This window comes from Microbacterium sp. NFH-22A-Y, from assembly GCF_021401375.1.
Classification (GTDB): Bacteria; Actinomycetota; Actinomycetes; order Actinomycetales; family Microbacteriaceae; genus Microbacterium; species Microbacterium hominis.
In genome coordinates this window covers 80392-101300 of the sequence record NZ_JACBGF010000001.1, presented here as the reverse complement: position 1 = coordinate 101300, position 20909 = coordinate 80392, and the positions used below count along the sequence as shown (strand labels likewise).

Annotated in this window: 16 protein-coding genes; 8 read left to right on the top strand and 8 right to left on the bottom strand. The window is 73.3% G+C overall.

The annotated features are described in order from the left end of the window. The first annotated feature begins 38 nt into the window (after positions 1-38). From L0965_RS00460 to sufU, 3 genes are all read left to right on the top strand, one after another. On the top strand, positions 39-2090 hold the full coding sequence (locus L0965_RS00460; RefSeq protein WP_060960512.1) for an APC family permease: 2052 nt from the start codon (positions 39-41) through the stop codon (positions 2088-2090). A gap of 63 nt (positions 2091-2153) precedes the next feature. Continuing rightward, the gene (locus L0965_RS00455; protein WP_101305277.1) at positions 2154-3425 is read left to right on the top strand and encodes a SufS family cysteine desulfurase; all 1272 of its coding nucleotides are present in this window, start codon (positions 2154-2156) and stop codon (positions 3423-3425) included. A gap of 1 nt (position 3426) precedes the next feature. After that, complete coding sequence (gene sufU, locus L0965_RS00450) at positions 3427-3888, top strand: Fe-S cluster assembly sulfur transfer protein SufU (RefSeq protein WP_060960514.1); 462 nt, start codon at positions 3427-3429, stop codon at positions 3886-3888. Positions 3889-3995: 107 nt separating this feature from the next. Here sufU and L0965_RS00445 read toward each other — a convergent pair whose 3' ends face one another. From L0965_RS00445 to L0965_RS00435, 3 genes are read right to left on the bottom strand one after another with little or no spacing between them, the layout of a single operon-like run. After that, on the bottom strand, positions 3996-4802 hold the full coding sequence (locus tag L0965_RS00445; protein WP_060960515.1) for an alpha/beta fold hydrolase: 807 nt from the start codon (positions 4800-4802) through the stop codon (positions 3996-3998). Positions 4803-4841: 39 nt separating this feature from the next. Continuing rightward, positions 4842-5144 carry a DUF427 domain-containing protein gene (locus L0965_RS00440; RefSeq protein ID WP_060960516.1) on the bottom strand — a complete coding sequence of 101 codons (303 nt, stop codon included), beginning with the start codon at positions 5142-5144 and terminating at the stop codon, positions 4842-4844. Further along, entirely contained in the window at positions 5141-6658 is a 1518-nt protein-coding gene (locus L0965_RS00435) for an MATE family efflux transporter (protein ID WP_101305276.1), read from the bottom strand. Before L0965_RS00435 ends, L0965_RS00440 begins: the two co-directional genes overlap by 4 nt. 142 nt (positions 6659-6800) lie before the next feature. On the opposite strand from L0965_RS00435, the gene L0965_RS00430 reads away from it, so the two are divergent. Beyond that, positions 6801-7721: a DUF808 domain-containing protein gene (locus tag L0965_RS00430; RefSeq protein ID WP_061782508.1), complete on the top strand. Its 921-nt coding sequence runs from the start codon at positions 6801-6803 to the stop codon at positions 7719-7721. 142 nt (positions 7722-7863) lie between these two features. Here the strand turns inward: L0965_RS00430 and L0965_RS00425 are convergent, their stop codons facing one another. Further along, the gene (locus L0965_RS00425) at positions 7864-9954 is read right to left on the bottom strand and encodes an HAD-IA family hydrolase (protein WP_101305275.1); all 2091 of its coding nucleotides are present in this window, start codon (positions 9952-9954) and stop codon (positions 7864-7866) included. 69 nt (positions 9955-10023) lie between these two features. Between L0965_RS00425 and L0965_RS00420 the strand changes: the two genes are divergently transcribed. Continuing rightward, complete coding sequence (locus L0965_RS00420; protein ID WP_101305274.1) at positions 10024-10980, top strand: ribokinase; 957 nt, start codon at positions 10024-10026, stop codon at positions 10978-10980. A 6-nt stretch (positions 10981-10986) separates the two neighbouring features. On the opposite strand, the gene L0965_RS00415 is transcribed toward L0965_RS00420, so the two are convergent. Together L0965_RS00415 and L0965_RS00410 are read right to left on the bottom strand one after the other, a co-directional pair. After that, a complete protein-coding gene (locus tag L0965_RS00415; RefSeq protein ID WP_101305273.1) occupies positions 10987-13884 on the bottom strand; it encodes an aminotransferase in 2898 nt (965 codons plus the stop codon). Positions 13885-14051: 167 nt separating this feature from the next. Beyond that, positions 14052-14927 (bottom strand): LysR family transcriptional regulator, encoded by an 876-nt coding sequence (locus L0965_RS00410; RefSeq protein ID WP_101305272.1) that lies wholly within the window; start codon positions 14925-14927, stop codon positions 14052-14054. 82 nt (positions 14928-15009) lie between these two features. Here L0965_RS00410 and L0965_RS00405 point away from each other — a divergent pair, with 82 nt between their 5' ends. Beyond that, positions 15010-16236, top strand: a complete 1227-nt coding sequence (locus tag L0965_RS00405) for an MFS transporter (RefSeq protein WP_232783961.1) — start codon at positions 15010-15012, stop codon at positions 16234-16236. A 30-nt stretch (positions 16237-16266) separates the two neighbouring features. On the opposite strand, the gene helR is transcribed toward L0965_RS00405, so the two are convergent. After that, positions 16267-18501 (bottom strand): RNA polymerase recycling motor ATPase HelR, encoded by a 2235-nt coding sequence (gene helR, locus L0965_RS00400; RefSeq protein WP_101305270.1) that lies wholly within the window; start codon positions 18499-18501, stop codon positions 16267-16269. Positions 18502-18630: 129 nt separating this feature from the next. On the opposite strand from helR, the gene L0965_RS00395 reads away from it, so the two are divergent. After that, positions 18631-19680: a zinc-binding dehydrogenase gene (locus L0965_RS00395; RefSeq protein ID WP_197425776.1), complete on the top strand. Its 1050-nt coding sequence runs from the start codon at positions 18631-18633 to the stop codon at positions 19678-19680. Here the strand turns inward: L0965_RS00395 and L0965_RS00390 are convergent. After that, positions 19670-20344 carry a Type 1 glutamine amidotransferase-like domain-containing protein gene (locus L0965_RS00390; protein WP_060960135.1) on the bottom strand — a complete coding sequence of 225 codons (675 nt, stop codon included), beginning with the start codon at positions 20342-20344 and terminating at the stop codon, positions 19670-19672. The two genes, L0965_RS00395 and L0965_RS00390, sit on opposite strands and share 11 nt — an antisense overlap. A gap of 116 nt (positions 20345-20460) precedes the next feature. Here L0965_RS00390 and L0965_RS00385 point away from each other — a divergent pair, with 116 nt between their 5' ends. Further along, positions 20461-20892, top strand: a complete 432-nt coding sequence (locus L0965_RS00385; protein WP_101305269.1) for an NUDIX domain-containing protein — start codon at positions 20461-20463, stop codon at positions 20890-20892. Positions 20893-20909 lie beyond the last annotated feature (17 nt).

Genomic DNA, 20909 nt, shown 5'->3' with positions numbered 1-20909 from the left:
ACGCACGCCGGGATTGCGCGGCGTCGCGCGACCGCGTAATGTCGCCCGCCGTGACAGACGACAGTCGCGGCCCCGGCGAAGAGACGCCGATCGCCAAGCGCATCCTGATCGGCGAGCCGCTGACGAGCGAAGAGCTCGAGGGACAGCTGCTCCCCAAGAAGATGGCGCTGCCCATCTTCGCCTCCGACGCCCTGTCCTCGGTGGCGTACGCCCCGCAGGAGCTGCTGATGATCCTCCTCATCGGCGGGACGGCCTTCCTCGCGCTCAGCCCGTGGGTGGCGACGGCCGTCGTGGCGCTGCTGATCGTCGTCGTCCTCAGCTACCGGCAGCTCATCAAGGCCTACCCCTCCGGCGGCGGCGACTACGAGGTCGCCCGCACCAACCTGGGCGAGAAGGCGGGCGTCGTGGTGGCGGCGGCGCTGCTGGTGGACTACATCCTCACGGTCGCCGTGTCGGTGGCCTCGGGCGTCGACAACATCATCTCGGCCCTGCCGAACCTCGATCCCTGGCGGGTGGAGCTGGCCGTCGGCTTCGTGATCCTGATCATCCTCGTCAACCTCCGCGGCGTCCGCGAGGCCTCGACGGCGTTCGCGATCCCCACCTACCTGTTCATCGGGTCGGTCATGCTCATGATCGGCACCGGCCTCGTGCGGTGGATGCTGGGGGATGCGCCCATCGCCGAGAGCGCCCAGTTCGCGGTGCAGGCGGAGGATCTGAGTCAGGCCGCCCTCATCCTCCTGGTGCTGCGTGCGTTCTCCAGCGGCTGCTCCGCCCTCACCGGCGTCGAGGCGGTGTCCAACGGCGTGCCCGCCTTCCGCCAGCCGAAGATCCGCAACGCGCAGACGACGCTGGTGCTGATGGGCTCGATCGCGATCACCATGTTCGCGGGCCTCACGATCCTTGCGCTCGTCGCCGGGGTCCACTACTCCGAGGACCCCTGCCGTCTCATCGGCTTCAACTGCCAGGCGCTCGTGCAGCCCAGCCTCATGGCGCAGGTGGCCGCGGCCACCTTCGGCGGCGGAAGCATCCTGTTCTACGTCGTGCAGGCGGCCACGGCGGCCGTGCTGCTGCTCGCGGCGAACACGGCGTTCAACGGCTTCCCGCTGCTCGGCTCGGTGCTCGCCCGTGACGGCTACGCGCCCAAGGCGCTCAACACGCGCGGCGACCGGCTGGTCTACTCCAACGGGATGATCGTGCTCGGACTGGCCGCCGTGCTCGTGCTCGTGATCTTCCAGGCGAAGCTGACGACGCTGATCCAGCTGTACATCATCGGCGTGTTCGTGTCGTTCTCGCTGGGCCAGCTCGGCATGGTGAAGCACTGGCGCCGGGAGCTGCGTCTCCTCTCGCCCAAGGCGGTCAAGCCCCGCCGCGAGGCCGTGTCGGGCCTGTTGATCAACTCGCTGGGCGCGACGTTCACGATCGTCGTGCTGGTGATCGTCACGATCACCAAGTTCACGCACGGCGCCTACCTCGTCTTCATCGCGATCCCGCTGCTGTCCTTCCTGATGATCGGCGTGCACCGGTACTACCGCGATGTCGAGCACGAGATCGCGATGGACGACGACGTGCACTACGGCTCGACCGGTGACGTCGCGATCGTGCTCGTGGGCAAGCTGCAGAAGCCCACGGCGAAGGCCGTCGACTACGCGCTGTCGGCCAAGCACGAGAAGACGCTCGCGGTGCATGTCGCCGTCACCGCCGAAGAGGCGCGTGACGTGCAGGACGAATGGCAGTTCCACCGGATGCCGATCCCGCTCCTGGTGATCGAGTCGCCCTACCGGCAGTACGCGGCACCGCTCGCGCAGTTCATCGAGCAGTACCGCAAGAAGCACGGCCCGTCGGTGATCACCGTCTACCTGCCGCAGTACATCGTCGGCCATTGGTGGGAGACCTTCCTCCACAACCGGCGGGCGCGCCGCATCGCGCAGCAGCTCATGCTCGTGCACGGCGTGCAGATCACCCTCGTGCCCTGGCTGCTGGACTCGTCGGAGCTCATCTACGGGCGCCGTTCGCGGCCGCTGCCGGGCGACGACCGCGCCGGGCGCATCACCTCGTACGGACTCGTCGCCCACACGGACGACGACCACTGAGCGGCGGCCGAGGCCGGGCCGCGCTCCGGAGCCGTGCGCTGTGCCGGGGCGTAGCCTAGAGGGGTGACTTCCGCGACCGCGTCCCCCGTTTCCGCCGCACCCGTGGCGGCCCTCGACGCCTCCGCGATCAAGAGGGACTTCCCGATCCTCGGCGAGCAGGTGAACGGGCATCCCCTCGCCTACCTCGACTCCGCCGCCACCAGCCAGAAGCCGCTGGCCGTGCTCGACGCGGAGCGCGACTTCCTCACGCACGCGAACGCCGCCGTGCACCGCGGCGCCCACACGCTGGCCGCCGAGGCGACCGAGCTCTTCGAGGACGCCCGGGCGACCGTGGCGGGCTTCGTCGGCGCGCAGCCGGAGCAGCTCGTGTGGACGAGCGGGGCGACCATGGGCCTCAACCTCGTCGCATACTCGATCGGGAATGCGGGACTGATCCGCCCCGGCGACGAGATCGTCACGACGGCCGTCGAGCACCACGCGAACCTCATCCCCTGGCAGGAGCTCGCGGCCCGCACCGGCGCCGTGCTCCGCCACATCCCGGCCCACGACGACGGCACCCTCGATCTGGATGCCGCGGCATCTCTCATCGGCGAGCGCACCCGCGTCGTCGCGTTCACGCACGTGTCGAACGTGCTCGGCATCGTGAACCCCGTGGCCGAGCTGATCGCCCTCGCCCGTGCGGTGGACGCGATCACGGTGATGGATGCCTGCCAGTCGGCCCCGCACCTTCCCCTCGACCTGCCTGCGCTCGGCGTGGACCTCGCGGTCTTCAGCGGCCACAAGATGCTGGGACCCTACGGCGTCGGCGGTCTGTACGGACGCACGCCGGTGCTCGAGGCGCTGCCGCCGTTCCTGACGGGCGGGTCGATGATCACGACGGTCACGCTCGACCGGGCCGAGTACCTGCCGCCGCCGCAGCGCTTCGAGGCGGGCACGCAGCCCGTCGGGCCGGCGATCGGGCTGGCCGCGGCAGTGCGCTACCTCGACGGCATCGGCCTGGAACGAATACATGCCCACGAGAGCATGCTCGCGGAGCGCATGCGCGCGGGGCTCGTGGAGATCCCCGGCATCCGCCTGCTCGGCGACGCCGCGGGGGTGGAGCGCGTGGGGTTGTGGGCGTTCGACGTCGACGGCGTGCACGCGCACGACGCCGGGCAGTATCTCGACGCGCTCGGCATCGCCGTCCGGGTCGGCCATCACTGCGCCGCGCCCCTGCACAGCCGTTACGGCGTCACCGCGAGCGTGCGCGCGAGCACGGCGCTGTACAACACGACCGACGACGTCGACCGCCTGATCGAGGCCGTCGGCGGCATCCGCCCCTACTTCGGAGTCTGACATGAGCGATCTCGACGCCCTCTACCGCGAGCTGATCCTCGATCACTCCAAGCATCCGCAGCACTTCGGCCTGGCCGATGAGGGCGATGCGCCCGCCGTCGCCGGCACGATCGGCACCTCGTACCAGAAGAACCCCGTCTGCGGCGATGAGATCACCCTTCGGGCCCGCGTGGACGGCGAGACGATCGCCGACGTGCAGTGGGAGGGTCGCGGCTGCTCCATCTCGCAGGCGTCGGCCTCGATGCTGGCGGACCTCGTCGCCGAGGAGGGCCTGACCCGCGCCGAGGCGCTGCAGCTCGTCGAGGGGTTCCGCGAGGCGCTGCGCTCGCGCGGCACGATCGAGCTCGACGAGGAGGTCTACGGCGACGCCGCCGCCCTGTCGGGGGTGTCGAAGTTCTCCGCGCGCGTCAAGTGCGCGATGCTCGCCTGGGTCGCCCTCGAGGACGCGATCGCCAAGGCCTGACCCTCTTCTGCCGAGCCGCTACGCCGCGGCCGAGCCGCTACGCGCCGGCCCGCCCGCGGCATGGCGGCTCGCACACCGCGTGGCGGCTCGGCGGGGTGGCGGCGGGGTTACTCGGCCAGGAAATCCAGGGCGGCGGCGCGGAAGACGCGCGAGCCGGGGGCGTTGAAGTGGTGGCGGTCGGGGATCTCGACGAAGCGGCCCTGCGGGCACGCCGCGGCGAGCGCCTTCGAGCCCTCGATGATGCCGTCGAGCGATCCGGTGGCGAACATCACCGGCTGCTGCGGCGCGTGCGCGGGGTCGGGGTCGACGGTCTTTGAGGACCGCATGCCCTCCGCGATCGCCAGCAGCGCGCGCAGGTCGTTGCCGGGCACCCGCTCGGTGAGCGCGATGTAGTTCTGCGTGACGCGATCGGTCACCGGGGTGCCGTCGGCGATGAGGGCGCGCACCTGGGCGAGGTCGAGGCGCGCGAGCGGGATGCCGTCGGGGACCCCGCCGAGGACGGCCCGCGGGATGCGCGGGGCGATGTCCTGCACGACCTCCCACCCCACCCGCGCCCCCAGCGAGTAGCCGACGTAGGACGCCTCGTCGACGAGGTAGGTGTCGAGCATCGTCTCGACGTCGCCGGCGAGCTGGCGGATGTCGTAGGCGCTCGGCTCATGCGGCTTGTCGCTCGCGCCGTGACCGCGCTGGTCGAGCGCGAGCACCCGGTAGCCGGCGGCGGTCAGGTCGCGCACCCACCCGGTTGCGACCCAGTTGTCCTTCGTGCTCGAGGCGAACCCGTGCACGACCACGACGGTCGGCGCGTCCTCGTCACCCCACGAGTACGTCGCGATGCGGTAGCCGTCGCCGACCATGAGGTACTGCGGGTCGGGCATCTGCGTGAGGTTCTGAAGGGGAGCGGTCACGGTATCCATCCTGCCGCCTCTGCGGTCGCCGCGACGCTGCGGTGCGCGTCAGTCCTCGACGCGCACTTCCTTCCAGAACGCGACGTAGCCCGAGAAGTCCTTGCCGACCCGGGCGATGCCGCTCTCGTACGGGTGCGGGTACGCCCAGGCCCGGTCGGCGAGCAGGCCGTCGGCGCCGCGCACCGAGTAGTACTGGCACTCGCCCTTCCAGGGGCACGTGTAGGGAGTGGGACTCTCCTCCAGGAGATCCCAGTTCACGCTCGACGGCGGGAAGTACCAGTTGCCCTCGATCGAGATGAGATCGTCGCGGTCGGCCTCGGCCACCGTCGCATCGCCCAGAACTGCCTTCATCGCGTCCTCCGCTTCGCTCGGGTCCCACCCTTCCACCGCCGGGGCCGGGCCGCAACGAGGTCGGCGGCCGGCTGCTGCGGTAGCGGGATGGGCTGGGTGACCACGGCATCCACCACCATCGACCCGTCGGTGGGACCGATGACGGCGATCGGGGTCGTGAGGGTCGGCTCGTCGGGGTCGATCGGCATCCGCTCGAGGGCGCGGTGGGCGCGGACGTAGGCGGGGATCAGGATGACCGCGGCGCCGATCCAGGCGAGCGGGTTGCTCCACACCACGCCGACGAAGCCGAAGAGGTGGCCGAGCACGACGGCGGCGCCGACGCGCATGACGAGCTCGACGAGGCCCGTGACGGTCGGGATGATCGTGCTGCCGAGGCCCTGCAGCGTGCCGCGCAGGATGAACAGCACGCCCAGCGCGGTGTAGCTGGCGCCGTTGATGAGCAGCATGAGCGCGGCGAGCTGCACGACCGTGTCGCTGCCGTCGCCGACGAACAGACGCACGAGCGGCGCACCGAAGGCGATGAGCAGCGCCCCGAGGACCACGGCGGCGATCAGTGCCATCCACACGGCCTGCACGACGCCGCGGCGGATGCGGTCGGGACGGCGCGCACCGAGGTTCTGTGCGGCGTACATGGATGCCGCGAGCCCGAGCGACTGCAGGAGCGCGACGGCCAGGCCGTCCACGCGCGACGCTGTCGTGTAGGCGGCGACGGCATCGGCGCCGAGGGTGTTGAGAGCCACCTGCACCGTGAGGGTGCCGATCGCGATGATCGAGGCCTGGAAGCCCATCGGCAGGCCGAGGCGGAGGTGCTCGGTGAGATCGGCGCGGGTCACCCGCCAGTCGAGGCGACGCATGTGCAGCACCGGCAGCCGGCGCCGCACGTACTCGAGGCACAGCAGCACCGACAGCGCCTGGGAGACGACGGTCGCCAGCGCGGCGCCTCCGACGCCGAGCTCCAGCGGGCCGACCATGACGATCACGAGGGCGACGTTGAGGGCGCACGCGATCGTGAGGAACACGAGCGGGGTGCGCGAGTCGCCGATGGCCCGGATGATCGCCGACAGATAGTTGAAGCCCATGATGGCGCCGGCGCCGAGGAAGCTGATCTGGGCGAACACGGTCGCCTGCTCCATCAGCTCGGGCGGGGTCTGCAGCAGGTGCAGCGCCGGGCCGGCGAGCAACGGCGCCGCCACGGTCAGCACGAGCGTCGTGAGGGCGGTGAGGACGGTCCCCGCCGCCACCGAGCGTCGCACCGCGCCGAGGTCGCGCGCGCCGAACGCCTGCGCCGTCGGAATGGCGAACCCGCTCGTGAGGCCCCATGCGAAGCCGAGCAGCAGGAACAGCAGGCTTCCCGTCGCGCCGACGGCGGCGAGGGCGTCGACGCCGAGGTGACGGCCGACGACGATGGCATCGGCGAACTGGTAGAGCTGCTGCACGACGTTGCCGATGAGCAGGGGCACCGCGAAGGCGAGGATGACGCGCCAGGGGCTACCGGTGGTGAGAGAACGTGACATACGACCGGGTTCGAGACGGGGGCGGAAACGGCGAAAGGCGCTCCGGAGGGGAGCGCCGGGTCTCAGGCTATCGAATCGATTCGGAGGATGCAAGCCCCGGCATCCGCGAGCCGGGTCGTGCGCGGCCGGTACTGTTGCTGGCATGTCCGTGGGTCTGCTCGCCGTCGTCGATGACATCCTCAGCGCGGCGCTCAAGGCGTCGGCGAAGTCGGCGGGGGTCGTGATCGACGACGCCGCCGTGACCCCGCAGTACGTGCAGGGGCTGTCGCCCGCGCGCGAGCTGCCGGTGGTGGGGCGGATCGCCCTGGGATCGCTCGCGAACAAGTTCCTCATCATCATCCCGATCGCGATGGTGCTCACCGCCTTCGCCCCGTGGGTGCTGCCGTGGCTGCTCATCGTCGGGGGTGCGTACCTCTGCTTCGAGGGCGCCGAGAAGGTGCTCGAGTGGTTCGGCTTCCACCACGGCGGTCACGACGACGAGGGCGGGCGCGACGAGAAGCGCCTGGTCAGAGGCGCGATCCGCACCGACCTGATCCTGTCGACCGAGATCATGCTCATCGGCCTGTCGAACGTCGACCCGGAGCTCGACTTCTGGCTGCGCCTCGCCGTGCTCGCCGTCATCGCGCTCGCCATGACCGCGCTGGTCTACGGGGCCGTCGCACTGCTGGTCAAGATCGACGACATCGGCCTGAAGATGGCCAAGAGCTCGTCGGCGCGCGTGCGCCACACCGGCATGCGGGTGGTGCGGTCGATGCCGGGCGTCTTCCGCGTCATCTCGATCGTCGGCACCGTCGCGATGCTCTGGGTCGGTGGCCACCTGGTGCTCGCGAACCTCGGCGAGGTCGGCTGGCACGCGCCGGTGGAACTGCTCCACGCGGTCGAGCACGCGCTCGAACCCCTCGGGCCCGTGGTGGTCTGGGTCGGCGACACCTTCGTGTCGGCCGTCGCGGGCCTGGCCGTGGGTCTCGTGATCGTCGGCATCGCGCTGATCATCGGCAAGGCCTTCGGCAAGAACCTCAGCTTCAGCGAGGGCCACCGCGCCCCGCACGGCGAGACCGACTGACGGCGACACCCCGCGGCCGAGCGGGGCGCCCTGCGGCCGAGAAACCACATCCGCCCCGAGAAACCGTCGGCGCCGTGGTTTCTCGGGGCGGATGTGGTTTCTCGCGTGAGGGGGAGGGGGCGCGGCGGGGCGGCGGGCGGCGTCAGTCGAGCGTGATGAGAGGGTCCGCGCCGTCGGGGCGGGTGACGTGGATGCCGCGGGCGTCCGCGACCGTCCACGTGGGCGCCGCCTCGGCGGCGTGCGGACCGACGCCGATCACGCGCATGCCGGCGGCGAGTCCGGCGGCGATGCCGTTGGCGGAGTCCTCGACCACGATGCAGCGCGCGGCATCCACCCCGAGCGCGGCAGCGCCGGCGAGGAATCCCTCCGGGTCGGGCTTGCTGCGGCTCACGTCGGCGGCGGCGATGACGACGGGCGGCAGCGGCAGCCCGGCCGCCCGCATGCGCGCGGTCGCGAGCTCCGTGGTCGCCGAGGTGACGAGGGCGTAGGGCAGGTCGGCCGCGGCGAGCGCGGCCAGCAGGGCGGCCGCGCCGGGGATCGCGACGACCCCGTCGGTCTGGGCGGTCTCGAGGGCGAGCAGCGCGGCGTTCTCGGCGAGGTTGACCTCGTGCGGGCGATCCGGCAGCAGGAGCGCCATCGAGTCCTGCCCCTGGCGGCCGTGGATGATCGACAGGGTCCGCGCCGGGTCGACGCCGTGATCGAGCGACCACTGCGTCCACAGCCGTTCGACGACGGCGTGCGAGTCGACGAGGGTGCCGTCCATGTCGAGCAGCACGGCCGATGCCGAGGTGTCGATGCGGGGGACGGATGCCGGGACGCGCAGCACCTCCCAGCCTCCCCCGAGCGGCGGCACGTGCCAGCCGGCGTCGACGGCGCCGGAGGCGGCACGGCGGATGATGGCGCGGTGGGGGGAGGTCGTGTCGACGACGTGCACGAGGACGCTGCCGTCGTCGCCGCGCTCCCCGCGGGTGGCCAGGCGCAGGTGGGTGGCGCCGGGGGCGCCGTCGGGGGCCGGGCCCTCGACCGCGACCTCCTGCCAGAAGGGGGCGACGGGAAGCGTGCCGACGTCGGGCAGCACCAGGCTCCACCCGTCCGCCGTGTCGTCGAGGACGAGCCCCGCGGAGGCGAACGGCTCGGCGCTGACCGCGAGCCGGTCACGCGCGGTCCACGCATCGCGCGGCACGGCAGGGGCGGTCACGGCCAGCGCGCCTGCGCCCGCCCCGGCAGCGGGGGTCGCGGCATCCGCCCCGCCCGCCGCATCCGCGACCTCGACGGCCGCGACGAACGCCCAGAACGCGCGCAGCGTCGCCTGGGTGTCGAGCGTGGCGCCCTGGTAGGCGATGACGAGGTCATGCTCGGGAAGGACGAGACCGAACTGCCCGGCGGCGCCGTCCAGCCGGAACCCGTGACGGCCGCGCCACACCTGGTAGCCGTAGCCGACCGCCCAGTCGTTGACCTCGCCGTCGGCGGCCACCGGACCGTCGAACGCCGCCGTCTCCGACCAGGGGCGCGACAGCTCCTCGACGTACCAGGCGGGTGCGACCTGCACGCCGTCGAAGACGCCGCCCGCACCCAGCATGATCGCGGTCCGCGCGAGGTCGTCCACCGTGAGGTGGAAGCCGGAAGCGCCGTGCTCGATGCCTCCGTACGGCGACATCCAGCGCTCCCCGATGCCGAGCGGGTCGAGCAGCCGCGGGCGCAGGTAGGTCGTGAGCGGCTCGCCGGTGAGGGCCGTGACGATCACGGAGAGCGTGTGCGTGGCCGGGGAGTTGTACGCGAAGTGCGTGCCGGGCGCGAACGCCGGAGCCTCCCGGAGAAGCACGAGCGGGTCCGCGCCGATCCGGTCGATCTGCTCCGCGGAGTGCCCGGTGTTCATCGTGAGCAGATGGCGCACCGTGATGCCGTGCGGGTTGTCCTCGCCCACGGCGATGCCGGCCGAGTCGTCCAGTCGCAGCCGGCCCTCGTCGGCGAGGAAGCCGATCGCGAGGGACGTGTACGTCTTGGATGCCGAGTACACGAGCGCCGGCCGCTCCAACCGGTACGGAGCCCACGCGGTCTCGAACGCGACCTCTCCGTGGCGGGCGACGAGAAGCGCGTGCGGGTCGAGGCCCTCGGCCGCGAGCCTCTCCGCGAGCGCCAGCACCGCGGCCTCGGGGATGCCGAGCTCGACAGGGGTACGACGCGGAAGCGGCCGGGACGAGAGGGGGCGACGGGACTGCGGCGAGGAAGTCATCTCCCCCACTCTACGAGCCGCCCCGGACGGGCCGGCCGCCGCGCGGGGCGCTCCCCGTAGAGTCTGAGGATGAGCCGGATCGTCGTCCTCGGCAGCGCCAACATGGACCTCGTCGTGCGACAGCCGCGTCTCGCGCGGCCGGGCGAGACGCTCGCGGGCACGTCGTTCGCCACGGGGCCCGGCGGCAAGGGGCTCAACCAGGCGATCGCCGCGGCGCGGGCCGCCGGGTCCGCGGACACCGTCGCGTTCCTCGGGTGCGTCGGCGACGACGCGTTCGGCCACCGGCTCGTCGAGGCGTTGCGCGCGGCGGGTGTGGATGCCGACGGCATCCGCACCGTGACCGCGCCCGCGGCGGCCGGGTCCACCGGGGTCGCCGCCATCAGCGTGACCGACGACGGCGAGAACGCGATCGTGGTGGTCCCGGGGGCGAACGCCGACGACGCCCTCACCGACGCCGACCGGCGCGCCATCGCGGGAGCGGCGTTCCTCCTCGTACAGCTGGAGCGCCCGCTGACGCTCGTGCGCGCGGCTCTGGAGCTCGCGCGCACCGCCGGTGTGCGGACGGTGCTCACCCCGGCGCCCGCCGTGCCCGCGGCCGCCGAGCTCGTTCCGCTCGCCGACATCGTCATCCCGAACGACGGCGAGGCCGCCGTGCTGCTGCGGGCGCTGGACCACGAGGGGGCGGTGGGCGACGGCCCCGAGGCGGCGGCCCGCGCGCTCAGCGCCCGCGCCGCGGGCGGCGACGGCAGCGGCATCGCCGTCGTCACGCGGGGTGCAGCCGGGGCGATCGTCGCCCGGGCCGGCACCCTCCTCGCGCCCGTCGCCGCCCGCGCCGTGCACGCCGTCGACACCACCGGCGCCGGCGACACGTTCGCGGGAGTGCTCGTCGCGTGGCTCGCCGACGGCGCCGAGCTGACGGACGCCCTCGCGGCGGCGAGTGCCGCGGCATCCCTCGCCGTGACCCGCCCCGGCGCCGCGGCGGGCATGCCCACCCGCGACGAGATCGTCGCAGTCCTGCGGGGCTGAGCGCGCTCAGTCGCCGAGCGTGCTCAAGACGGTGTCGAGGGCGGCGAGGAACCGACGCGCGTCGGGCTCGGTCAGCACGAGCGGCGGCTTGACCTTCAGCACGTTCTGCCGCTCCGACGCCGGCTGCACGATGAAACCGTGCTCGCGCAGCAGGTCGCAGACGCGCGCGGCCTCCGCGCGGGCCGGCTCGAGGGTGTCGCGGTCGCGGACCAGCTCGATGCCGAGGTACAGGCCCGTGCCGTGCACCGCGCCGATGAGCGGATGCCGCTCCGCCAGCGCGCGGGCCCCGTCGGCGATCACGCGGCCGACCCGGCGTGCGTTGTCCTGCAGCCCCTCCGCGTCGATGATGTCGAGGATCGCCGATCCCGCGACGGCGCTGACGGGGGTGCCGCCGGCCGACGAGAAGAAGGTCCCCTCCCGCGCGAGCGCGTCGACGATCTCGCGGCGGGTGAGGACGGCTCCCAGCGGGTAGGCGTTGCCGGCGGCCTTGGCCACCGCGACGATGTCGGGGACGAGCCCCTGCAGCGTGCTCCCCCAGAACGCGTCGCCGAGGCGCCCGTAGCCGACCTGCACCTCGTCGGCGACGACCAGGCCGCCGTGGGCCCGCACGGCGTCGGCGACGGCGGTGAGATACCCGCGCGGCGGGATGACGCCGCCGGCGTTGCCGAGCACCGGCTCGCAGATGAACGCACCCGCGGGGCGGCCCTCCGCGGCCAGGGAGCGCGCGAGATCGGCGACCTCGCGCGCGTAGGCGGCCCCGGCATCCGGCCCACGGTGGCGACCCCGGTAGGCGTTCGGGGCGTCGACGAGGTGCACCCAGTCGGGTCGCGAGTCGGCGGCGTGCGGATTGTCGAACGCCGACGTGCTGACGGCGTCGGCGGCGCTCGTCCACCCGTGATAGCTCTCGCGCACCGCGATGACATCGCGCCGGCCGGTCGCGACGCGGGCGAGGGTGAGGGCCAGATCGACCGCCTCCGAGCCGCTGTTGACGGGGATCACCGTGTCGAGCGACGCGTCGGGGGCATGGGCGACGAGCCGCGCGGCGAACTCCGCGAACGCGTCGTAGAGGAAGCGCGAGTTGGTGTTGAGCAGGTTCAGCTGGCGGGCGACACGGTCGGCGAACTCGGGGTGGGCGTGACCGATGGCCGAGACGTTGTTGACGAGGTCGACGTACGCGCGGCCCTGCGTGTCGACGAGCAGCGCACCCCAGCCGCGCTCGATCTGCGGCGGCTCGGCGTAGAACCGTTCCGCGGCGGCGCCGATCGCCTCCTCCCGCACCCGTCGGGCGCGGCGGGTCGCAGCCACCGGGTCGGCCACCCGCGGCACGCCGAGGATCGGCGACGGATCCGCGGCGCCCGGCGTCTGGTCCTCCCCGTCGGCGTCGACGAACGGGGCGGCCGGTGCGGCGTCGCGCAGGCGCCGGGTGATGCGCAGGCGCCCGAGGCCCGGCTCGGCCTCGGCGACACGGCCGAGCACGGCCCCGGCATCCACCGCCTCGCCCGCCGCGACCTCGGCGGCGAGGTCGACCCCCTCGATCCGCAGGACGACGCCCGCGTCGTGGAGCTCCACCGCCCCGGCGCCCCCGTCGACCTGCGTGAAGCCGCGGAAGGGCGCGGCGACCGCGGCGCCCGGACGCGTCCACAGCTCGACGCAGCGCGCCCGCGTCGCCGCGGACCGCGTGGTGTCGGTCGACACGCGGCTCAGCCGGCTCTCGCCGTAGCGGAGCACGGCGATCGGCGCATCGTTCAACGCCTCCCTCACGAGCTCCTGCTCGATGCCGGGCACGGTCCAGCGGCCCCGATCGAGAAGCGGACTCCGGATGCCGAGATCCACGGTGGCCGCGGCATCCCCCCGCGCCAGCACGGGCCGGTAGGCGACGCCCCGGCGGTGCGGCCGCCCGGCCGCGAGACGCAGCTGCGCCGTCACCTCGGACGACGGCACGCGCGCCGTCCGCGCGAACACCTGCCACTCGTGCTCGACCCGCTCACGCGCGTAGTCGTTGCCCGGGTCGATGCGCAGCTGGCTCCACCCGCTGACGGCGAGCACGGCGCCGCGCAGCACGACGAGGGGCCAGAGGGCCTCGAGCTCGGCGTCGGCGAGGTGCGCGTGCGCATCGAAGCCGGCGACGGCCCGGCCGACGATCGCGAGGTCGTCGGTGCGGCCCATGAGGTCGGCGAGCAGCATCGCGAGCTCGGCGGCCCGCCACGACGTCGCGACGTCGCCGAGGTCGATCACCCAGTGCCGTCCCCGACGGTCGCGCATGACGTTGTCGGCCGTCAGGTCGCCGTGGATCACCTGACGCGGGAGGTCCGCCGCGACACGGTCCAGCTCGGCCGCCGCACGCCGGGCCGCGGTGAGGCACTGCTCGCGCCGATCCTCCGGCAGGTCGTCGATGAGCTGCTCGACGACGGCGAGCGCGTTGCCCAGCTCCCATTGCAGATTGCGGTCGGTGTCGTCGGCATCCAGCCCCGCGAACGCGGTGGTGACCTCCGCGACCAGCGCGCCGAGCTCCTCGGCCTGGGCCCCATCGGCGTCGGTGACGTCGGACAGCGGCCGGCCGTCGACGATCTGGAACCCGGCCACGCGGGCGATCTGCCCGTCGGCGCAGATGATCTGCGTCGTGCGGGCGGCGTCTGCCGTCGTGAGCACCTCGGGCGTGAGCAGCCCCTGGGCGCGCAGGCGGTCCGATGCGGCGATGTGCAGCGCGACCGCGGCCGCGTCGACGGTGGGGTGGAAGATCTTGACGAGCAGACCCGCGCCGTCGGCGCCGCGCACCAGGAAGTTGCGATCCTGCTGACTGCCCAGCTCGGTCAGCTCGCCGTCGACGCCGTACTCGCGACGAGCGAGCGCCCGCACCTCGTCGAGGTCGACGTCGGGTCGGGCCAGCAACCAGTTCTCGGTCATCGGGAGCACGTCCTTCGGATGAGGGCGGGTCGAAACGGATGCCCGGCCATCGCGCGACGGCCGGGCACCACGATTCTGGCGGATGCCGCCGCGTCCGTGTGTCCGGATCGTCGCCCGTCGTCGGTCAGTCGGTCCGCCGCGCGGGGCTCGCGGGTCGGGCCGGGTGGCTACGGAGCCGCGAGCGCCGCCACCAGCTCGGTCGCGTAGGGGGCGCCCTGCGCCGTCGGGCTCCACGCGATGCCCAGCGCCCGCACGCGCCGCGGCCGGAGGGGCAGGTAGACGACCCCCGGATCGTCGCGACCCGGGGTGCGCGGGAGGATCGAGACGCCCAGACCGCCGGCGACCAGGCTGCGCATCGTGTCGATCTCGCTGCTCTCGAAGGTCACGTTCACGGCGACGCCCGCCTCGTCGAGGATGCCGGTGACCACCGCACGCAGCTCGGCGATGCGCGAGAAGCCGATGAAGTCGCGACCGGCGAGGTCGCCGACCTCGACCCCGTCGGCCGCCGCGAGCGGGTGCCCCGCCGGGACGGCGATGCACAACGGCTCCTCGGCGAGGGCGAGCCAGCCGATGTCGTCGGACGCCGCGGACGGCGCGATCGGCGCGGTGCTCAGCGCGACGTCGATCGCATCGAGCGCGAGCCAGCCGTAGAGATCGCGGGCGAAGCCCTGCCGCAGCGAGACGCGCACGTCGGGCCGGAGCGCGCGGAAGCGCTGCACGACGTCGGGCACCATCCACCGCGCGACCGAGTGCAGGAACCCGACGCGCAGCAGCCGCCCCTCCTCCGCGATGAGCTCGGCGTGACGGCGGGCCGCGTCGAAGGCGTCGAGCACACCGGCCGCGTCGGCGCGGAAGGCGAGGCCGCCGGCGTTCAGCTCGAGTCGCTTGCCGTGCCGCGCGAACAGCGGCATCCCCACCTGCGCCTCCAGGCGGGCGAGGGCGCGCGAGACGTTCGACTGGTTCACACGCAGCTCGGCCGCGGTGTCGCGGGTGTTCTGCGTCTCGGCGAGGGAGAGGAAGATCCGCAGTGCCTGCTCGTCCATGCGCCTCATTATGCGCCAGACGCATCACACGGGCGCGTCAGATCATTTCCGGACACGACACCGGCGGATCACGATGGAGCCCATGGCCGCCAGCGTGCTCGACCGCACCCCCACCGGCTCGATCGCGCGCCTGGCCGCCGGAACGCCCTCCTACCGCCGGGTCGTCGGCCTGCTGGCCGCCGGCGGCCTCGCGAACTTCGCGATCATCTACTTCCCGCAGCCGCTGCTGCCCGCGATCGCGGCGTCGTTCCGGGTGGATGCCGGAGCGTCCGGGCTCGCGATCTCCGCCACGACCGCGGCCATGCTGCTGGGACTGCTGCTGTCGGGCCCGCTCTCCGACCGCATCGGGCGCGTCACCGCGATGAGCGGCTCGCTCGTGCTCGCCGGAGTCCTGTCGGTGTCCTGCGCCGTCGCGCCCACCTGGGAGCTCTTCCTCGCCCTGCGCGCCGCCGGCGGCCTCGCCCTGGCCGTCCTGCCCGCCGTCGCACTCGCCTACCTCCGCGACGCCGTGCGCGACGACGCGCACGGGCGCGCGAACGCGCTGTACATCTCCGGCACCGCGGTCGGCGGGGCCGTCGGGCGGCTCGCTCCGCTGCCGCTCGCGGCCCTCGGAGGCTGGCAGACGGTGAGCATCGTGCTCGGCGGCGTGAGCGTCGTCGTCGGCGCCCTGGTGTGGATCGCACTGCCCCGCGACGGGGCGGCGCCCCTCCCCCTCCGACTCGGCGACCTGCTCGGCGGCACGGTCGCCTCCCTGCGCGACCCCGTCATCCTGGCGGTGTGCGCCGCCGGTGCGCTCGCGATGGCGACGTTCGTCGGGCTGTACAACGCCGTGCCGTTCCGCCTCGACGGGCCGCCCTTCTCGCTCGGAGCGGCGGAGGTGTTCGTCTACCTCGCCTACCCCCTCGGCATCCTCGCGCCGGGGCTGTTCCACCGGATCTCGCGCCGCCGCGGTCGCGCGGTGACATCGCTGCTCGGCGCCGCCGCCACCCTCGGCGCGATCGGCCTGCTCGTCTGGCCGGACGTCGTCGCGGTGTTCGCGGGACTCGGGCTGCTGACCGCGGCGTTCCTGGGCACGCACTCGGTGCTCAGCGGCTGGGTCGTCGCCCGCGCCCAGGCGACCGGGCGCAGCACGTCGCGCGCCTCGAGCGCCTACCTGCTCACGTACTACCTGGGCAGCACCGTGGCGGGGACGGCCTCGACCCACCTGTTCGCCGGCGCCGACTGGACCGCGGTGATCGTGCTCGCCGCGGCGCTGACCGCGGCATCCGCGGTGCTCTTCCTCGGGCTGCGTCTGCGCCGCGCCGGCTGAGCGTGCCGGCGCTCCCGCGCGCACCCCGTGTCACGAGAGCACGACGAGGCGCTGGGTCGCGCGGGTCATCGCGACGTACCGGTCGACGGCGCCGGTGATCCCCCCGCCGAACCGGTCGGGATCGACGAGCACGACGAGGTCGAACTCGAGGCCCTTGACCCGCTGCGGATCGAGCGACGCCACCCGCGGTCGTGATGCGAACGCGGGTGCGCCGATCACCACGGCCGTCCCCTCCGCGCGGTCGCGCTCCCACGCGTCCAGCACCGCCTCCAGCTCGTCCCGCGACCCGTAGGCGACCGGAATCCCGGTGCGGCGGATCGACTCCGGGACGTTCGCATCGGGCAGCGCGGCGCGGATGACCGGGCCGGCGACGTCCATCACCACCTGGGGCGTGCGGTAGTTGACACTCAGCGACGTGACGTTCGCCCGATCCAGGCCCACCCGCGCGAGCCGCTCGCCCCAGGTCTCGGGGAAACCGTGGCGCGCCTGCGCGCGATCTCCGACGATCGTCACGCTCCGCGACGGGCACCGGCGCAGCAGCATCCGCCACTGCGCGTCGGTGAGCTCCTGCGCCTCGTCGATGACCAGGTGCGCGAACGGCCCGGCGTACGGGTCGCGCTCGGATGCCGTGGGCTGCGCGAGCGTGCCGCGCAGATCCTGCCCGCGCAGCATCGACATGATCCGCAGGTCGCCGTCGTCGGCCGCGATCAGGTCGCTCACCACGTCGGACATCACCCGGCGCTCTTCGGCGGCCGCACGGCGCGCCCGCCGCTCGCGCACCTCGCTGCGCGGATCGCCGACGCCGCGGCGGGCCGCATCGAGCAGAGGCAGATCGACGTCGGTCCACGCGGGCGGCGCACCGCGCGCGACGAGCACGTCGACGTCCGCGGCCGCCAGCCAGGGTGCGCAGCGTCGCAGCAGCTCGGGCGTCGAGAGAAGCCCGCGCAGCAGCGCCTCGGGATCCAGCAGCGGCCAGGCCCGATCGAACAGCGCCCGCAGCTCCTCGTCGTTCTCCAGCGTCTCGCGGGTCGACTCGTCCTCCTCCCAGCCCGAGCCGTACGCGTCGAAGTCGTCGCGAGGACGGGACGCCTCGCCCCAGCCCTCCCCCCAGGCATCCGCCGACCCGCCACCGCCGTCGCGCAGGTCGTCGTCGATGCGGTCCTCGAGCAGGTCGAGCAGGCGATCCCAGGCCCGCGCGCGGTGCGCGTTGTGCGGCAGCTCGTCGGCGTCGGCGAAGATCTCGGACCACTCCGCGGGCCCCACCACGACGGTCCCCCACGCGGTCTCGATCGCGGTCGCACGCGTCGGCGGGCGCTGCCACCGGCGCACCGCGGCGTCGACGGCGTCGACCACGCGACCGTCGCCGAGCAGGCGCCGGATCTGCGGATCGGCCTCCTCCGCCGCCTCGGCGCCCCCGGCGACGAGATCGTCGACGGCGCAGACCAGCGCGCCGTCCTCCCCGAGGCTCGGCAGCACGTCGTCCACGTAGTCGACGTACGGGCGGTGCGGGCCCACGAACAGCAGCCCGCCGTGTCCGGCCCGCATCCGCGCATCGTCGTAGAGCAGGTACGCGGCGCGGTGCAGCGCGACGACCGTCTTGCCCGTCCCGGGGCCGCCGTCGACGACGAGCGCGCGCCGGGAGTCGGCGCGGATGATCGCGTCCTGGTCGGCCTGGATCGTCCCGAGCACGTCGCGCATCCGGGGCGAACGGCTCGCGCCGAGGCTCGCGATGAACGCCGACTGGTCGTCGAGCGCGCCGCTGTGGTCCACGCCGTCGTCGGCGAACACCTCGTCCCAGTAGTCGACGATGCGTCCCTCCCGCCAGCGATAGCGGCGCCGGCTCGTGAGACCGAGCGGACGCGCCGCGGTCGCGGAGAAGAACGGGGCGGATGCCGGGGCCCGCCAGTCCGTCAGCAGCCGCTCCTCCGCGGCATCCGCGAGACCGAAGCGCCCGATGTAGGTGACGGTTCCCGCCGCATCGACCATCCGGCCGATGCAGGCATCGAGGCCGAAGCGGCGGAGGATGCGCAGCCGCGCCGTCAGGCTCTGCACCTCGAGGTCGCGTTCGAGCGCCCGCTGGCCGCCGCCGACGGCCTCGCGCTGCAGCGCCGCCGTACGCTCCTCGGTGCGCCGCACGTCGGCGGCGAGGGCCTGGGCGATGGCGGCGAACTGCTGCTCGTCCCGGCCGATGAGCAGCGGATCGGCCTTGCGGTGCAGCCGTGGCGGCAGATCGAACACGCTCTTCGGAGTGTTTCCCGTCGGCATCCGAATCCCCTTCCCGCGCCGCAAAAGACGGCGCGACCTGCGATTCTGCCCCACGGAGGGGCCCTTGCGGCAAGCCCCCCTCCGCGCGGGATAATGGAAAGGGCAGGCCGGATGGCGTGAAATGTACTCATGCGAGCAACCGTCATGTTCGGCGCCGGAGACGTCCGCGTCGAGAACGTCCCCGATCCCGTCGTCCAGCAGCCGACCGACGCCGTCGTGCGCATCGTCCGCGCGTGCGTCTGCGGCTCCGATCTGCACCCGTACCATTCGATGGCCGAGTCGTCGAAGGGCCGGCGGATGGGGCACGAGCTCATCGCCGTCGTCGAGGAGACCGGCGCCGAGGTGACGGCGGTGCGCCCGGGCGACTTCGTGATCGTGCCGTTCGTCTACTCCGACAACACGTGCGTCTTCTGCCGGGAGGGCTTCCAGACCTCGTGCCTGCACGGCGGGTTCTACGGCAGCGGGCGCGTCGGCGGCCTCCAGGCCGAACGGGCCCTCATCCCCCAGGCCGACGGCACCTTGGTCGTCGTGCGCGACGTCGATCCGGATGCCGCATCCGACGCGCTGCTCGCCTCGCTGCTGACGCTCTCGGACGTGTACCTCACGGGTTATCACGCCGCGCATCTCGCCCGGGTCCGCGCCGGGCAGACGGTCACCGTGATCGGCGACGGCGCCGTGGGCCTGTCGGCGGTGCTGGCCGCCCGAACCCTCGGGGCCGAGCGGATCATCCTGATGGGTCGGCACACCGACCGCACCGATCTCGGCGTGGAGTTCGGCGCGACCGACGTCGTCGCGGAGCGGGGAGCCGAGGGGATCGCGCGTGTCCGCGACCTCACGAACGGCGAGGGCAGCCACGTCGTCATCGAGGCCGTCGGCCACATGCCCGCGTACGAGCAGGCGTACGGTGTCGTGCGCCCCGGCGGTGTCATCTCCCGCGTCGGCGTGCCGCAGTACGAGAGCGCACCGGTCGGATCGGCGTCGCTGTTCGGCAAGAACATCACGCTGACCGGAGGGGTGGCCCCGGTGCGCGCCTATCTCGACGACACGATCCCGCTGGTGCTCGACGGCACGATCGATCCCGGCCGCGTGTTCGACCGGATCATGACGCTCGACGAGGCGCCCGCCGCCTACGCCGCGATGGACGCGCGCGAGGCGCTGAAGGTGATGCTCACGCGTTGAGCAGCTCCCAGGTGCCCTCGGAGATCACCTCGACCGCGCCGTCGACGACCCGGATGGCCGTCTGGTCGTCGATGGCGTAGGCGCGCGCCCCGAGGGCGGCCGCCCATCGGTGCGCCGCCGCGGTCGTGTTCCCCGTCCAGCCCGGGTAGTCGAGGTGGGGGAAGATCGAGAAGTCGACGAGGCCGAGCGTCTCGTCGGTGCCGCCGGGGTCGCGGTCGACGAACTCCGGGCCCACGCGGGGTGTGAGCGCCATGCTCCCGGCACTGATGCCGACCCAGACGGTGTCCTCGAGCTCGGGCAGCAGATCGCCGAGCCCCGAGGTGCGGATCCACTCGGCGAGGTACACGGCCTCACCCCCGTCGACGAGCAGGGCGTCGGCCTGGCGCACCCACGGCATCCACCGCTCGGGCGCGATCGTCGGCAGTGCGGTGAGCTCGAGCACCCCGACGGAGCGCCATCCGAGTTCGACGGGACTGGGGATGCCGTCCGGCCAGGTGCCCGCCGTGGATCGCCAGACCGTCTCGGGCGAGCACATCGGCTGCCCCCACTGGGCCGTCGGCACGAACAGCGCGGAGCTGTCGGCGATGGGTTTGCCGAGCATCTCCTCGAGGGTGCGGCGGATGCTGTCGTTGGTGACCCCGCCCGAGGTCAGCAGGAGCTTCATACGCCCAGTCAACCGTCTGCGGCGGCGCACGGCCAGGGGCCGCCCTCGCCGGGCGCGCGGGCTCAGCGCGGTCGGGAGCGCGGCGGCACGGGGTCGTCGACTGTTAGCGTTCGTGGGTGACCTCGACTCCGGATGCCTCCGCCGCCCCGACCGGACCCGCACGCTCGATCCGCGTCTCCGCCGCCGTGATCACCGACGCGGACGGCCGCCTGCTCCTCGTGCGCAAGGCGGGCACCCGCGCGTTCATGCAGCCGGGCGGCAAGCCCGAGGCCGGCGAGGATGCCGCGCAGACGCTCATCCGCGAGCTCGCCGAGGAGATCGGGCTGCGCCTGACCGGTGCCGACCTCACGCCGCTCGGCGAGTTCACCGCGCCCGCCGCGAACGAGCCGGGCTTCGCCGTCGTCGCCGACGTCTTCCGTGTCGACATCGGCGATCAGCAGCCCGTGACGGATGCCGAGATCGAGGAGCTGCGCTGGGTCGACCGGGCCGCGGCATCCGCTCTGGAGGTCGCGCCGCTCGCGGCGGCCTACTTCCTGCCGGAGCGCTGAGCGCGCCGACCGGTCAG